Source organism: Pseudomonas sp. LB3P14 (assembly GCF_054898045.1).
Map to the genome: position 1 here is coordinate 2,377,145 of NZ_CM142714.1, position 14,188 is coordinate 2,391,332.

At 58.4% G+C, this 14,188-nt stretch carries 15 protein-coding genes; 7 read left to right on the plus strand and 8 right to left on the minus strand.

Annotated features, from left to right (window positions below):
* The first annotated feature begins 168 nt into the window (after positions 1–168).
* The 5 genes from ACYZT5_RS10920 to ACYZT5_RS10940 all read left to right on the plus strand — a co-directional run bounded on the left by ACYZT5_RS10920 (position 169) and on the right by ACYZT5_RS10940 (position 5,392).
* Positions 169–930, plus strand: coding sequence for a gamma-glutamyl-gamma-aminobutyrate hydrolase family protein (locus tag ACYZT5_RS10920; RefSeq protein ID WP_462051110.1), 762 nt, complete (start codon positions 169–171; stop codon positions 928–930).
* Positions 931–1,289: 359 nt separating this feature from the next.
* Positions 1,290–2,432 (plus strand): polyamine ABC transporter ATP-binding protein, encoded by a 1,143-nt coding sequence (gene potA / locus ACYZT5_RS10925; protein WP_462051111.1) that lies wholly within the window; start codon positions 1,290–1,292, stop codon positions 2,430–2,432.
* A 29-nt stretch (positions 2,433–2,461) separates the two neighbouring features.
* Complete coding sequence (locus ACYZT5_RS10930) at positions 2,462–3,343, plus strand: ABC transporter permease subunit (protein ID WP_462052229.1); 882 nt, start codon at positions 2,462–2,464, stop codon at positions 3,341–3,343.
* The gene (locus ACYZT5_RS10935; RefSeq protein ID WP_056745156.1) at positions 3,340–4,224 is read left to right on the plus strand and encodes an ABC transporter permease subunit; all 885 of its coding nucleotides are present in this window, start codon (positions 3,340–3,342) and stop codon (positions 4,222–4,224) included. Before ACYZT5_RS10930 ends, ACYZT5_RS10935 begins: the two co-directional genes overlap by 4 nt.
* Positions 4,225–4,294: 70 nt before the next feature.
* Positions 4,295–5,392, plus strand: coding sequence for a polyamine ABC transporter substrate-binding protein (locus tag ACYZT5_RS10940; protein ID WP_462051112.1), 1,098 nt, complete (start codon positions 4,295–4,297; stop codon positions 5,390–5,392).
* Positions 5,393–5,634: 242 nt separating this feature from the next.
* Here ACYZT5_RS10940 and thpR read toward each other — a convergent pair whose 3' ends face one another.
* Positions 5,635–6,174: an RNA 2',3'-cyclic phosphodiesterase gene (gene thpR, locus ACYZT5_RS10945; RefSeq protein ID WP_462051113.1), complete on the minus strand. Its 540-nt coding sequence runs from the start codon at positions 6,172–6,174 to the stop codon at positions 5,635–5,637.
* Positions 6,175–6,234: 60 nt separating this feature from the next.
* Here thpR and ACYZT5_RS10950 point away from each other — a divergent pair, with 60 nt between their 5' ends.
* Positions 6,235–6,429, plus strand: coding sequence for a hypothetical protein (locus tag ACYZT5_RS10950; protein WP_462051114.1), 195 nt, complete (start codon positions 6,235–6,237; stop codon positions 6,427–6,429).
* Between the two features lie 14 nt (positions 6,430–6,443).
* Here ACYZT5_RS10950 and ACYZT5_RS10955 read toward each other — a convergent pair whose 3' ends face one another.
* Together ACYZT5_RS10955 and ACYZT5_RS10960 are read right to left on the minus strand one after the other, a co-directional pair.
* A complete protein-coding gene (locus tag ACYZT5_RS10955; RefSeq protein ID WP_462051115.1) occupies positions 6,444–6,797 on the minus strand; it encodes a DUF1428 domain-containing protein in 354 nt (117 codons plus the stop codon).
* A 2-nt stretch (positions 6,798–6,799) separates the two neighbouring features.
* On the minus strand, positions 6,800–7,885 hold the full coding sequence (locus ACYZT5_RS10960; RefSeq protein ID WP_462051116.1) for a hypothetical protein: 1,086 nt from the start codon (positions 7,883–7,885) through the stop codon (positions 6,800–6,802).
* Positions 7,886–8,254: 369 nt separating this feature from the next.
* Here ACYZT5_RS10960 and ACYZT5_RS10965 point away from each other — a divergent pair, with 369 nt between their 5' ends.
* On the plus strand, positions 8,255–8,515 hold the full coding sequence (locus tag ACYZT5_RS10965) for a hypothetical protein (RefSeq protein WP_462051117.1): 261 nt from the start codon (positions 8,255–8,257) through the stop codon (positions 8,513–8,515).
* On the opposite strand, the gene ACYZT5_RS10970 is transcribed toward ACYZT5_RS10965, so the two are convergent.
* The 5 genes from ACYZT5_RS10970 to ACYZT5_RS10990 are packed head-to-tail and all read right to left on the minus strand — an operon-like array spanning position 8,487 to position 14,082.
* The gene (locus tag ACYZT5_RS10970; protein ID WP_462051118.1) at positions 8,487–9,434 is read right to left on the minus strand and encodes an NAD-dependent epimerase/dehydratase family protein; all 948 of its coding nucleotides are present in this window, start codon (positions 9,432–9,434) and stop codon (positions 8,487–8,489) included. The two genes, ACYZT5_RS10965 and ACYZT5_RS10970, sit on opposite strands and share 29 nt — an antisense overlap.
* A gap of 3 nt (positions 9,435–9,437) precedes the next feature.
* The gene (locus tag ACYZT5_RS10975) at positions 9,438–10,553 is read right to left on the minus strand and encodes an HlyD family secretion protein (protein WP_462051119.1); all 1,116 of its coding nucleotides are present in this window, start codon (positions 10,551–10,553) and stop codon (positions 9,438–9,440) included.
* Between the two features lie 6 nt (positions 10,554–10,559).
* A complete protein-coding gene (locus ACYZT5_RS10980; RefSeq protein WP_462051120.1) occupies positions 10,560–11,408 on the minus strand; it encodes a hypothetical protein in 849 nt (282 codons plus the stop codon).
* Position 11,409: 1 nt separating this feature from the next.
* A complete protein-coding gene (locus ACYZT5_RS10985) occupies positions 11,410–12,738 on the minus strand; it encodes a glycosyltransferase family 2 protein (protein ID WP_462051121.1) in 1,329 nt (442 codons plus the stop codon).
* Between the two features lie 6 nt (positions 12,739–12,744).
* On the minus strand, positions 12,745–14,082 hold the full coding sequence (locus tag ACYZT5_RS10990) for a TackOD1 domain-containing metal-binding protein (RefSeq protein WP_462051122.1): 1,338 nt from the start codon (positions 14,080–14,082) through the stop codon (positions 12,745–12,747).
* Between the last annotated feature and the right edge of the window lie 106 nt (positions 14,083–14,188).

Here is a 14,188-nt window from a genome sequence, read left to right on the forward strand (position 1 = left end):
ATGGCCTTTTATGGGCACGAGAGTGCCAGATCAGTCTTGCGCACCGCGTAAATCCTGAAGATCGGACGTGCGGCGTTTAGAATTTTTTACATGAGAGTTGTTAATTAAAATCAACAAGGCTAAGCTCCGGAAAAGCTCGTTCAAGTGTGAAACTTCGAGGTGATAAAAATGGCATTCAAGCCATTGATCGGCGTTACAGCGTGCGTCAAACAGATTGGCCTGCACCCCTACCATGTCAGCGGCGACAAGTACTTGCGTGCTGTCAGCGTCGCGGCTTTGGGGCTGCCCGTCGTCATTCCTTCCTTAGGCGAACTGACCGAAATCGAGGACCTGCTCGCGCAGCTCGACGGTTTGCTGCTGACCGGCTCGCCCTCGAATGTGGAACCCCTCCACTATCAAGGCCCCGACAGCGCCCCCGGTACGGATCACGATCCGCAACGGGACGCCACCACCCTTCCTTTATTGCGTGCGGCCATTGCGGCCGGCGTGCCGGTGCTCGGTATCTGCCGGGGCTTTCAGGAAATGAACGTGGCGTTTGGTGGCAGCCTGCATCAAAAGGTCCACGAACTGCCCGGCATGCTGGATCACCGGGAAGCGAATCATCCGGACCTGGCCGTGCAGTACGCAGCGGCTCACGCGGTCAACGTGCAACCGGGCGGTGTGTTCGAGGCGCTGGATTTGTCGCAGGTGTTCCAGGTCAATTCGATTCACAGCCAGGGCATCGACCGGCTGGCTCCTGGCCTGCGTGCGGAAGCCGTCGCGCCGGATGGTTTGATCGAGGCGATTTCGGTGGAACACAGCCCAACCTTCGCCGTCGGCGTGCAATGGCACCCGGAATGGCAGGTGCTTTCGAATCCTCCTTATTTGAGTATTTTCCAGGCGTTTGGCGAGGCGTGCCGGCAACGGGCGGCGCTGCGTAATACGCGCTGACTTAAAAAACGATTAATCCATTTACTGCCCCCGTGAGTCAGGCGGGCGCGCCTTTGCGCGTCGGTCACTCACGACAACAACACACGCGATAACAACAAGTACGAACAGGCAGCCAGGATGGCGGCGCCGAATAAGCCCGAGCGGTATGGAACAGGCGAGCGCAATCCCTGGTAGGAGCGAGGCTTGCCCGCGAAGGCGGTGTATCAGGCAACGATGATGTCGACTGACACTCCGTCTTCGCGGGCAAGCCTCGCTCCTACAGGGTCCGCGCTCTGGCTGGCACCACCGGCTCGGGCTTGCAATCCACTATTAAGTCAGGCCGCGTTGGCCCGACGACTGAAACCTGTTGGGAGTTTCACATGGCAAACGCCTCCAGCATCTACAGGAAGGCTCTTGAAGGTCACCAGTCACCGAAAAAGGTGCTGGTGAAAGTCGACCGCGTTACCAAAAAGTTCGACGAAACCACCGCCGTGGACGATGTCTCGCTTGAGATCCATCAAGGCGAAATCTTCGCCCTGCTCGGCGGTTCTGGCTCCGGCAAATCGACCCTGCTGCGCATGCTCGCAGGCTTCGAGCGCCCGACCGAAGGACGGATTCTGCTCGACGGTGTCGACATCACCGACATGCCGCCGTACGAACGGCCGATCAACATGATGTTCCAGTCCTACGCGCTGTTCCCGCACATGACGGTGGCGCAGAACATCGCCTTCGGCCTGAAGCAGGATCGCCTGTCCTCCAGCGAAATCGACGCTCGTGTTGAAGAGATGCTGCGACTGGTGCACATGACCCAGTACGCCAAGCGCAAACCGCATCAGCTGTCTGGCGGTCAGCGTCAGCGTGTGGCCTTGGCTCGCTCCCTGGCCAAGCGTCCGAAGCTGTTGCTGCTCGACGAACCGATGGGTGCGCTGGATAAGAAGCTGCGTTCGCAGATGCAACTGGAGTTGGTCGAGATCATCGAGCGCGTTGGCGTGACGTGCGTGATGGTGACCCACGATCAGGAAGAGGCCATGACCATGGCCCAACGCATCGCCATCATGCACCTCGGCTGGATCGCGCAGATCGGCAGCCCGGTGGACATTTATGAAGCGCCGGTCAGCCGCATGGTCTGCGAATTCATCGGCAACGTGAACGCCTTCGACGGCACCGTTGTGGAAGACCTTGAGGGGCACGCGATCATTCACAGCCCGGATCTGGAGCAGAAGATTTACGTCGGTCACGGCGTCAGCACTTCGGTGCAGGACAAGTCGATCACCTACGCCATCCGCCCGGAAAAACTGCTGGTCAGCACCACCAAACCCGATACCCGCTACAACTGGTCCCAAGGCAAAGTGCATGACATCGCCTACCTCGGCGGTCACTCGGTGTTTTACGTGGAATTGCCCGGCGGCAAAGTGGTGCAGTCGTTCATGGCCAACGCCGAACGCCGTGGCGCACGTCCGACCTGGGACGACAAAGTCTACGTGTGGTGGGAAGACGACAGCGGCGTGGTACTGCGCTCATGAAAACACTCAATCAGCAGTTTATGCGGCTGATGCCGAGTGGTCGAAAGCTCGTCATCGGGGTTCCTTTCCTGTGGCTGTTCCTGTTCTTCATGCTGCCGTTCTTCCTGGTGATGAAGATCAGCTTCTCGGAAGCGGCCCTGGCCATTCCTCCTTACTCAGAGATCTACACTTTCGCCGAGCAGAAATTCCAGCTGCTGCTGAACCTCGGCAACTACTCGTTGCTCACCCAGGATGAGTTGTACATCTCGGCGTACTTCGGCTCGTTGAAGGTGGCGTTTTTAAGCACGCTGATGTGCCTGGTGATCGGTTTCCCGATGGCCTACGCGATCACCAAGGCGAACAAGGAAACGCAAAACGTCCTGCTGTTGCTGATCATGATGCCGACCTGGACCGCGATCCTGATCCGCGTTTATGCGTGGATGGGCATCCTCAGCAACAACGGTTTGCTCAACGCGTTCCTGATGTGGACCGGGCTGACCGACCACCCGATCGAGATCCTCAACACCAACACCGCCGTATATATAGGCGTGGTGTATGCGTATCTGCCGTTCATGGTGTTGCCGCTGTACGCCAACCTGGTCAAGCACGATCAAAGCCTGCTGGAAGCCGCTTCGGACCTCGGTTCGAGCAACTTCAACAACTTCTGGAAAATCACTGTGCCGCTGGCCAAAAACGGGATCATCGCCGGCTGCATGCTGGTGTTCATTCCGGTGGTCGGTGAGTTCGTGATTCCAGAACTGCTGGGCGGCCCGGAGACCCTGATGATCGGTCGCGTACTGTGGCAAGAGTTCTTCAATAACCGCGACTGGCCGGTGGCGTCTGCCCTGGCGGTGGTGATGCTGTTGATCCTGATTGTGCCGATTCTGCTGTTCAACCGCAGCCAGGCCAAAGAGATGGAGGCACGGGGATGAAACGCTTCGGATTTTCAAAGTTCATGCTGATTTTCGGCTTGTCGTTTATCTACCTGCCGATGTTGATTCTGGTGATCTACTCGTTCAACGCCTCGAAGCTGGTAACCGTATGGGGCGGCTGGTCGTTCAAGTGGTACGCCGGCCTGCTCGATAACTCGCAACTGATGGGTTCGGTGGTGCGTTCGCTGGAAATCGCCTGCTACACCGCGATTGCTGCTGTAGCGCTGGGCACGTTGGCGGCGTTTGTACTGACTCGCGTGACGCGTTTCAAGGGCCGCACGTTGTTCGGTGGTTTGGTGACGGCGCCGTTGGTGATGCCGGAAGTGATCACCGGTCTGTCGCTGTTGCTGTTGTTTGTAGCGATGGCGCAGTTGATCGGCTGGCCGATGGAGCGCGGCATCGTCACCATCTGGATCGCGCACACCACGTTCTGTGCGGCGTATGTGGCAGTGGTGGTCTCGGCGCGTTTGCGTGAGCTGGACCTGTCCATCGAAGAAGCGGCCATGGACCTCGGGGCGAAGCCGTTCAAGGTGTTTTTCCTGATCACCATTCCGATGATCGCGCCGTCCCTGGCAGCCGGCGGCATGATGTCGTTTGCCTTGTCGCTGGATGACCTGGTGTTGGCGAGCTTCGTGTCCGGCCCAGGTTCGACGACCCTGCCGATGGAAGTGTTCTCGGCGGTACGTCTGGGCGTGAAGCCTGAGATCAACGCCGTGGCCAGCCTGATTCTGTTGGCGGTATCGATCGTGACCTTCATGGTCTGGTACTTCAGCCGCCGCGCCGAAGCTACCCGCAAACGTGCGATTCAGGAAGCGATGGACCAGACCGCCAGCGAATCCTGGCAGCAACCTAAAAAGCAAATGGTAGAAGCGACGGCCTAGGCCGTCGCGTTTCACGGTTTTGCATGCTTTTCATAACAAGAGCCTGGATAAAAAGAATGGAGTTGTACCGATGAAAATGTTTGGCAGGACTCTGCTGACACTGTCCTTATTGGGCGCGATCGCCACCGGCGCCCAGGCCAATGACAAGGTACTGCGCGTCTACAACTGGTCGGATTACATCGCCCCGGACACCGTCAAGAAGTTCGAAGACGAAACCGGCATCCGCGTGACCTACGATGTGTTCGACAGCAATGAAACCCTTGAAGCACGGCTGCTCGCCGGCAAGTCCGGCTACGACATCGTCGTGCCGTCCAACAGTTTCCTGGCCAAGCAGATCAAGGCGGGCGTCTATCAGGAACTGGACAAGTCGAAACTGCCGAACTGGAAAAACCTCAACCCGACCCTGCTGAAAAACGCCGCCGCCAGCGACCCGGATAACGGTCATGCCTTCCCGTACATGTGGGGCTCGATCGGCATCGGTTTTAACCCGGACAAGGTCAAGGAAGTACTCGGCACTAACGCGCCGACCAACTCCTGGGACTTGCTGTTCAAACCGGAAAACGCCGCCAAGCTGAAAGCCTGCGGCATCAGTTTCCTCGATTCGCCGACCGAGATGCTCCCAGCCGCCCTGCACTATCTGGGCTACCCGGTGAACTCGCAGGACAAGGATCAGATCGCCGAAGCTGAAGCGCTGTTCATGAAAATCCGCCCTTCGGTGGCGTACTTCCATTCGTCGAAATACATCTCGGACCTGGCCAACGGCAACATCTGCGTCGCCGTCGGTTACTCCGGCGATGTGCTGCAAGCCAAGGCTCGCGCCAAGGATGCCGGCGACAAAGTGCAGGTCGACTACAGCATTCCGAAAGAAGGTGCGGGCAGTTTCTATGACATGGTCGCCATCCCACGGGACGCGGCGAACGTGGAAAACGCCTACCTGTTCATGAACTTCCTGATGCGCCCGGACATCATCGCCGAGATCACCAACAACATCGGCTACAGCAACGCCAACGCGGCGGCGACGCCCTTGGTGGATGAAGCGATTCGGGATGATCCGGGTTCGTATCCGTCGCAAGCGGTGATGGCGACGTTGTATGCCATTCCGGATATGCCGATTGGCGTTCAGCGGGTGATGACCCGGGGATGGACGCGGGTGAAGCTCGGTAAGTAATTCACTCGACACCGATCGTTCCCACGCTCTGCGTGGGAATGCCTCCTCGGACGCTCTGCGTTCGGCTTTGGAGGGACGCGGAGCGTCCCGGGCTGCATTCCTTTGCTGCGCGTGGGAACGATCAATGCCGAAGATTTCCGTTCACGCAGCGCCTTACCACCGCTGCACTCCTCTCTGCAGAACGGCCTCACCTGGCTTCCTCGGTTAAGGTGAATTTGGGCGCCCTCCTCGGGCGCCTTTTTTTATGATGGAACGAGCGGCCACTCAGCCAATGCTCGATAGCGACCCTTATGGGATTCGAACAGCGTGAAGTGATCAGCCCGCAGATAAAACTCGGGCGGTGTCGTGGACTCAGGCACCGGCACTCGGTAGTCGCGCATCAAGGTCAAATGCGGGCGGAATTCCTTGGGTGAATCCTCAAACCCGAACGGCAGCATTGCCTGCTCCAGGGCATACACCAGACGAAGCAACTCCGGTGATGCCTGCTCAGGCGCGAGCACCAACACCCCTGCCCTGCGCCAGACATCCAGCCGATCAAGCGCAACCCTCAAAGCCACACCCGGCGTTCGAACATTCGCGGCGGCCGTGCAAATATCGGCAATCTGCGCCACGCCAACCGCGCCCAAAAACATCAACGTCAGGTGAAAGTTTTCCGCCGGCACCGGGCGTCCACTCCTGAGCCCAAGCGCGCTGCGCCACTGGGCAATGGCTCGACGTTGCTCGGGTGCGCAGTTCAGGGCAAAAAACAGTCGTTTTAACGGCTCATGGGATTCGTCGCTCATAGCTGGCACCTCCTGACATCCAAGTTATAGTTCATGCAAACGGTTCATTTGGAGGGGGCCATGCGAGAGATCATCAGCAAAGAGCCATGGTGGGCCGTGCCACCGAAACCCGGTCAGGATGAGTCCGAGCTGGAATGGGGCTGGCTGGTTCATTACAACGAAGGTGAGCCGCGCTTCGAGTTCGTCAAAGAGCGGCCGACAGACAGCGAGATTCGTCATCGCAAGAGTTGCAGGACCACCCCGGCGTCGGAGTGATCCTGCGGTTGGCGTCAGGCTTTGACGATTATTTCGAAACCGCCAAAGATCAACCGCTGACCATCGAATGGCATCGGATTGGCGTCGGGCTGCATCCGCGGATCGTGCATGAACTTTTCCATGGCGGCGTCACGAGTGGCCTTGTCAGGCCAGATGATCCAGGAAAAGATCACGGTTTCGTCGTCCTTGAGTTTTACGGCCATGGGAAACGACGTCACCTTGCCATCAGGCACGTCGTCACCCCAGCATTCGGTGACGTTGAGCGCGCCATTTTCCTTGAAAATAGCGGCGGCTGTTTCGGCGTGTTTCTTGAACTTCTCACGGTTGGCGGTGGGTACGGCTGCGACAAAGCCATCAACGTAGGACATGGTCATTCTCCTGCTGGGGGTAGAGGGTCGATCTGCTGGTTAGTCGATTCCGACGGGCCCCAATCGACAGATCCGCTGCCCGAACTGACCGACGGTACTTCGGCGCTCCCCGCCAGATTGCCCTCGATTTGCGCCGCCAGGTACAACGTACCGGCCATCACGCCGGTGGTCGGGTTCTGCACCAGTTTCAACCAGGCCTTGTCGAACGTGTTGCCCAGACTGCTGCGAATCAGTGCCTCGCTGTCCGGCCGGTCATTGGCCTGGATAATCGCGCGAATCCCCGCCACCCCGACGGAAATCAAGCCCCCGGCCAATTTGCCCGCTGCAGCGGCCACTGCACTGGCCGCACCTCGCGGGACCATTTCGGCTTCCATCCGTTTGCTGGCGCGCTTGGCAACCGGCGCCATGGCGGTATCGGTCGAACCCACGCCCCTGTCGCCGCCCGCCTTGTGGATCTTCTCGATCAGCGCCGCGTAGGCCGGTAGCGTATTCAGAGGTTGGGTGTGCACGACCTGGTAAAGCGAGGCGTCGCGGGCGGGTGGCGGTCCCAGGGCGATGGCGGGAATTTTCTGGATTCGGCCATTGAGCTGAGCCAACGGCACGCCGTGGCGCTGGGAGATTTTCTGCAGTTCTTCCTGAAGAATGTCCACGTAGAACGCCGTTGCCAGGCCGAGAATCGCGTCGGGATCGATCTCCACCGCGACCGGCGCCAGCACGCGCTCCTGGTATTGCTCCAGCAGATAGGCCGCCAGGCGCTTGGCCGAGGCATCTTGCTCGCCCTTGGCGCTGAGGGTGTACCAGCTGACCTTCATCGATAGCCATTCCTGGGTCCAGTAACTGCTGAACCATGGAATGAAGTTCTCTTCGGTCAGTTGATAGACCCGCGTGCGCCAGTAATCCATGGCACCGCGCGCGTAGATTTTGGTCTGCTCGGTGGCCGATTGCGACGCCGCGACAATCTCACGATCCACCAGCTGCCAAGTGCTTTGGGAAATCACCACCGGCACCACTTCCACCGGGGCGCGCACAGGCATGGCGCATCCCGCCAACACCACCAACACGGCGACGATCAGCGAACGCAGGTTCAAGATCGCGGTTCCTACAGACTTGCCCGAACGGAGTGTCCGGTGTTCAAAGGCCTATTAATTTGAGTATAGGTCTCGGTGTTTGTTCGCTTGGGGTTGAGGGTGTTCTTCAGGCCACCTTCGTCGGATCGCCGCCCGGAGCGAAGGGGCCCTCAAAAACACCAAAAAACCGTCCATCACTTATGTCGATATTCACCATTGCCGCGAATGCCTTCCGCGCAAAAACCGTCAGCGTAGGATCAACCACAACCCAACACGAAACCCCGCATCGGAGGGGCGAATCATGATTATCCATCTCCTGACCTGCCTGGCCCTGACGGCCGTCACATTGAGCGTATTTTCCTGGTACGTCCTGTCCGAGGAGCGCACGTCATGATTCACTCCGTTACCCTGGCCGTGAGCTTTCCAGTGTTTGGCAATAACTTCTATTCCCAATCATTCGTTTCGCGCAAAACGCTCGAACTGGTGTTCGACGAAAACTTCGAGGCGTTGCTGATGCCGGCAGCCGCTAACCACTTCAACAATGAAGTGGTCGGGCTCAATGATCAGTTCCGGTTCCTGAATGATGTGCTGGCTGAGCATTTGCTGGCGACTGAGCTCGCCTCTACCGCCCGCCGGAATCAATACTTCTGAGCAGTTGCCCCAGGCCCTCGGCAAAACAGGTCGGCGTGCTCGGGGAGAAGCACTGAAGCAGGCGGCTGTTGTCGGCGCGTGAATGTTTGATATCACCGGAACGCGGCGCATCGTAGTTCAACGTCAGGGGTCGCCCGAGGAGTTCACTTAACGCCGCCGCCAGATCGTTAAGGCTGGTGGATCGGTTAAACCCGATGTTGACCGGTTCGATGCTCGGTTTTGACGCTTTGACCGCCTGTACCAGGACCTTGACGAGGTCCTCTATGTAGACAAAATCCCTTGTTTGCTCCCCGTCACCGTAAACCGTGATGGGGAGATTTTTTTTGGCCCTCTCGCTGAAAATACTGATGACGCCGGAATAAGGCGATGAAGGGTCCTGACGCGGCCCGTAAATATTGAAAAAACGCAGAATGACCGGTTCAAGTCCGTGTTGGCGTCGGTAGAAATCGAGGAAATGTTCGCTGGCCAGTTTGTCGGCGGCATACGGAGTCAGCGGATTCTTGGGCGTGTCCTCGGTCATCGCCATGCCCTCGCCATTGTTGCCATAGATCGCCGCACTGGACGCGTAAACCACCCGTCTTACGCCTGTCTGACGCATGGCTTCGCAGATATTCAGCGTACCGACGAAGTTGCTTTGGTGAGTAGCGACCGGGTCTTCGACCGACGCCTGCACCGAGGCCACCGCAGCCAAATGAACCACCGAACTGCAGTCTTTCATCGCCCGCTCCACCGTCGGCGCGTCGGCCACATCCCCCACCACCAGGGTCAAATGGCAGCGATCAATCGGCAGGTTCGACAATTTGCCGGTGGAAAGATCGTCCAGAACCCGAACGCTGTAACCGTTTTCAAGCAGTGCTTCGACAAGGTGCGAACCGATGAAACCGGCACCGCCCGTCACAAGAATTCGATCGGCAGTCATGATTTATTTACTCCCCGGTGCGCTGGTGGGTGTTCGATCCATGGCAATGAAGTCGCCTAATTGCTCGATGAGCTCACGGCTGTCACTGAGCATCTGTTGCCAGTCGGTCGGAAAGCGAACATTCAAGGGTAATTGATCGATTCTCCAGCGCGGCGACAGGGGGCGATCAAACCGGGCGGCGACCTGCAAGCCCATTTCGCTGGCAGCGAATGGCCCACGCAACACCGTCGGCGTGCGACCGGCGCTGTCGACGGCCTGGACAACATGGGCCGTCAACCACTCGCCATCGGGCATGCGAACGCGCAACGGCTGACCAATCGCGGCATAGCTGATGTTCAGCGGTTCCAGATAGATCCACAGCAGGGGCTCTTCCAGCCGCTCAAGGCGCATCAACAACGTACCGGCACCGACGTTTTCGCCGGGAGTGACCAATACCTCCGCAACCCGACCGCTCTGCGCGGCTTTGACCGATAACGCGGCGAGGCGCGTTTTCAACCACTGTTGCTCGGCGGCCTGTTGAATAATCTCGCGTTCAACGCTCAACGGCGACTGACGAGCCAGTTGCTCGCGGCGCTCGAACGCCAACAGGTCCGCTTTAAAAGCATCAAGTTCGGACTGGGCTGCCAGCACTTCGCCACGAGAGACGGCGCCTGATACAACGAGGTCTTCAAGCACCTGCACCCGTTCCTCCGTCCTGCTCACTCGGGTCCTGAGCAACTGACGCTCCCGAGTGTCCAATTGGGTGTTGGCGGCGCGCACCGTATTAGTCGGCATCGCGGCGAGCTGCATTAGCCGCGCACGCCATTCGGGATTGTCGAGACTGACCAACGGCTGATCGACTTGGACCTGTTCCCCGGCCATAACAAACAGCTGATCGACCCGACCGGCATCCCGTGCGCGCACCTCGAGAATTGGCAGGCGCAATTGCGCCGGCGCGTCGATCATCAGCATGCCGTAGGCCAGTTTTCCTCCCAGCCAAAGCAAGGGGCTCGCGACCAGGAACAGGATCAAATACCAACGCACGCGAAACGCCATGCGCTTGCCCGGGGCGTAGAGCACACTCAAACCCTGTTCCTGGGTCGGGCTCAGTTCTTTACGACTATCGAATCGAATCTTCATGACGGCTCACCGTTTTGGAAAGTCTCGCCAGGCTTGCCAGTCAATGCCGGCAATTCCTCGTGGTTGCAGCTGTTCGCGCCAGGCACGGGTCTGGTGCTGCAACTGCTCAGTCGACGCGCCGGCCCAGGATTCCGTGGCATCCAATTGCGGCTCGGTGCTTTGCGCCAGTCGAAACTGCAGGTCGGGCCAACGTTGGGCGATCTGCTCTGCCATTCGTGCGCTGTTTTTCGGGTTGCGGGTGTAGATCATCAGGCTGACCTGACGCACGCCCGCGTCGGGTAGCGCGCACGGCAGACAGGTTGTTCCGGGTTTTGCCTCAGCGAACCAGCGATGATGGCTGGAAATCTCTACCGGCCAGGGGCTCGCTGCGGAGGCCGCGCGCAAGGTGTCGAGCAAGTCCTTCAAACGCTGATCCGGGACCGGTACGCCCAGCTGCTCGAGTTCCAGGTCCAGGTGCAGGCTGGTGAATGAAAGCCCTTTCAGCTTCGCCAATAAATCGGTGAGCTGATGGCGTTCCTGCGGCTCGATCCAGGCCGAATCGCCGAGCAACAGGCTGACTTGCACCCCCTCGCCTGCCGCGTCCTGCAGCAATTGCTCCAGTCGTTGGCGCGTCGTGACAAGGTCTTTCAACTGGGCGGCCTTGAGGCCAAGGTAGATCTTGTCCATCCCGGCTTTACGCAGTTGCTCAAGCTCCGCTTTACGCTGATCGGGATCGAGCAACGCTTCGCTGTCCCAGACATAGCTGGCCTGGGACCATTGGCTCGACTGCACCCCCGCCGTCTGAAGCGGCAGTGGTTGTGCGGCCAGTATCGTCGGGGGCAACGACAGCGTCAGGAGCAGCAGTATCGATCGCATATCAAAACCTCGTGGCTCGTTTAAGCACCCACCACGGCGCCATCGAGGTTTCTTCATGGCCGCGACGAAATATCTCGTTGAGCATGGCCACTGCGCTCCAGCACCGCAGAAATAGCATGAACAGCGGAAAGAAAGGCACCAATAACCCCAGGATCATGTCCTTTCGAGGTCGGTCGGACACCATCAACAACATGGCGCCGAACAACAGCGTGGTGATCATCAGGTACAGCGCATAGATCAGTACAAACAGAAACAACAGCGTCTTGCCCGGCAGAATAAATAACGCCAGCAAGGTGTAGCTGAAGATGATGAACGGCAGCACCAGCTGAAAAAAGAAGCCGCTGAGCAGGATCATCAGAAAGGTCGGCCAGCCCAATAAGTTCGGGTTGATGTTGTGATTGTGCTTTCTGATGTACAGAAAAAACAGGTCGCCATCCCAGCGCAATCGCTGCATCAGAAACTGACCGAGCGTCGACGGTGCATCGGTGTGTCCAATCGCTTCCGGCTCGAAGGGAATCCTCAAGTCGTGTCGCTTGAAGTAACTTTTGATGCGCAACGTCAGGTCCAGATCCTCCGCGGTGTGCGTGTTCCAGCCACCGATTTTCACCAGAAAGCTGCGGCGGAATGCCCCAAAGGCCCCGGAGACGTTGTTGACCAGGTTCCATTCGGCCAGACCGATTTTCGACATATGGATGGATAACAGGTATTCCAGCGCCTGCATCGCGGTGACCCAGGAGCCCCAGACATTGCGCACACGCAGACTACCGGCGACCGCAGGTACCGACGGGTCCTCGAAATGGCGCACGATGGAGCTGACCATGTTGTTGTCGAAGGACGTGTCACCATCAAGCGCCATCACGATGTCACCGCTGGCCAGCGACAGACCGGCGTTCAATGACGACACCCGCCCGCCCCTCTGCCATTTGGCGATCGGACGCAAATGACGCCTGGGGTACAACTGCGAATCCACGTTAAAACTGCGAACGGCGCTCAGCGTCGGCTGGTTCACCGTGGCCCCGTCTACCACCGGAATCATCTCGATGTGGCCGGGGTACGTCTGCTCGCACAGGCTTAACAGCGTGGTCTGAACATCCATCCCTTCGCTGTAGCAGGTAATAATGCAAGAGACCTTGGGCCGATAGACGCTGATCTTCGGTATACGGGTGCGCCGACGCGTGAACCAGCGCAATACACCCAGCAGCACCATGATCATCAGGGGTAATTCAAAGATCAGAAACAAGGGGAAAAGCATGAAAAACAATCGGCTCAACCCATCCGGTCCCATGAGCGCGCTGAGTGCGTTGTAGAGTTGCTCCATTAAAGGGCTCATGGCGTGTCACGCCAACTCACCGGCCAGACGGGCCAGTAGTAGTTCGCCATCTTCCTGCTCGAGAAGATCGTGGGGCGCCGTGATGCTGACGACACGCAGGGAAATGTCGCTGACCTCCGGTGCTGAAAACAACTCGGCGACCCGGCTCAAGCGTTGTTTGACGCACTCCAGGCCCTTGCCATTGGTATGGGGAAGCATGATCCACAAGTACTCTTCCGTACTTCGAGAGCAGCGGTCGGTTTCCCTGACGGTTTCCTTCAAGCGATCAGCCACGCTGTCGATGAAGGCATGGCCGTGATGCTCACCGAGGCGAGACAACGTACCGGCCAGATTGACGAAGCGCAGACCGATCAGTGAGAAGGCAGGCAACGGGTAGCGGCGCACGACCTGGATCTGCCAGGTCAGCAGATCATAGAAATCCTTGCCGCCTAACAGAGTGAGTCGACCGAAGTGATGAACCGATTGATCGCCGAACTCCTGGCGGCAGCGGAAACGTCCTGCCTCGGCCAGGCGGAAATCTCTGACCTCGCGTACTCGCAACTTGTCAGGCGTGTGTGACAGGCCGCAGTCCAGGCAGCGCGCCTGCACTTCGGCATCGACAAAAAACGCCTGGCATGACCGACAGCGATAATTCTCCATGGGGCGATCGTAATCACTGCCGATATGGCGCAACCGGTTCAAGCAGTTGGGGCACAACAACACCCCGTCTTTGAGAAATGATTCCTGGGGTCCCACATGCCCACAGGTAAAGCAGTGCAATGAAGGCTGCCGTGAAATGTCCAGCGCCTGACATTCGGCACATACATCAATGTAATTGAGCCGGCCCGAACCACAGTCCGAACAGAGGCGAACGCGATCGACCAGAACCCCCTCTTCCAGCCAGTCCTGCTGCACCATCAAACTGAGCCAGACAAACGAATTGACCTGCTCGTTATCAGCCAGGGCGTCCAGCAACGGATAGCGATAATGCTGGGGCACCTCCGGGTCGCGCAGGGCATAGACGTGGGCGTTGTCGCGCAACCACAACCAGGAAATCACCCGACTTTCAAAACGCTCGGGGGCGGAGCCCTGTTTGAGCAACCGGTAGCGTTCTTGCCATACCCCCCAGAGGGTTCTTATTTCGCTGGAATCGATAGGGCACGCACCGTCACCCAAGGCTTCACACCAGCCATTCTGATCACGGCAACAAAAAATGAGGGTGTAGCGATAAGGGGGAATCGAGCGCAACTTTCGAAGCACCCGCCCGGAATAAACCGCTGGCAGGTCCAGCAGCAAGACATCAAACGCGGGTGCAGCCAACAAGCTGCCCAGGTCGGCGAAGTGTTCAAGCTCCGGAAGATTCAAGCTTGGAACTCTATTACCGAGTATCGCAATCCGTGGAGTTGGAGTCGGCATGTCGCACGGCCTCTGCAGACAGACAAGTGCGGTTAAAAGGAGTTACAAACACTAG

What these genes read in the sequence shown, in the direction of transcription:
- ACYZT5_RS10965 (WP_462051117.1), top strand. Translation starts at nt 8,255, where the DNA reads ATGATTCACTCCGTTACCCTGGCCGTGAGCTTTCCAGTGTTTGGCAAT.
- ACYZT5_RS10985 (WP_462051121.1), bottom strand. Translation starts at nt 12,738, where the DNA reads ATGAGCCCTTTAATGGAGCAACTCTACAACGCACTCAGCGCGCTCATG.
- ACYZT5_RS10920 (WP_462051110.1), top strand. Translation starts at nt 169, where the DNA reads ATGGCATTCAAGCCATTGATCGGCGTTACAGCGTGCGTCAAACAGATT.
- ACYZT5_RS10930 (WP_462052229.1), top strand. Translation starts at nt 2,462, where the DNA reads ATGCCGAGTGGTCGAAAGCTCGTCATCGGGGTTCCTTTCCTGTGGCTG.
- ACYZT5_RS10950 (WP_462051114.1), top strand. Translation starts at nt 6,235, where the DNA reads ATGCGAGAGATCATCAGCAAAGAGCCATGGTGGGCCGTGCCACCGAAA.
- ACYZT5_RS10970 (WP_462051118.1), bottom strand. Translation starts at nt 9,434, where the DNA reads ATGACTGCCGATCGAATTCTTGTGACGGGCGGTGCCGGTTTCATCGGT.
- ACYZT5_RS10980 (WP_462051120.1), bottom strand. Translation starts at nt 11,408, where the DNA reads ATGCGATCGATACTGCTGCTCCTGACGCTGTCGTTGCCCCCGACGATA.
- ACYZT5_RS10955 (WP_462051115.1), bottom strand. Translation starts at nt 6,797, where the DNA reads ATGTCCTACGTTGATGGCTTTGTCGCAGCCGTACCCACCGCCAACCGT.
- ACYZT5_RS10935 (WP_056745156.1), top strand. Translation starts at nt 3,340, where the DNA reads ATGAAACGCTTCGGATTTTCAAAGTTCATGCTGATTTTCGGCTTGTCG.
- thpR (WP_462051113.1), bottom strand. Translation starts at nt 6,174, where the DNA reads ATGAGCGACGAATCCCATGAGCCGTTAAAACGACTGTTTTTTGCCCTG.
- ACYZT5_RS10940 (WP_462051112.1), top strand. Translation starts at nt 4,295, where the DNA reads ATGAAAATGTTTGGCAGGACTCTGCTGACACTGTCCTTATTGGGCGCG.
- potA (WP_462051111.1), top strand. Translation starts at nt 1,290, where the DNA reads ATGGCAAACGCCTCCAGCATCTACAGGAAGGCTCTTGAAGGTCACCAG.
- ACYZT5_RS10975 (WP_462051119.1), bottom strand. Translation starts at nt 10,553, where the DNA reads ATGAAGATTCGATTCGATAGTCGTAAAGAACTGAGCCCGACCCAGGAA.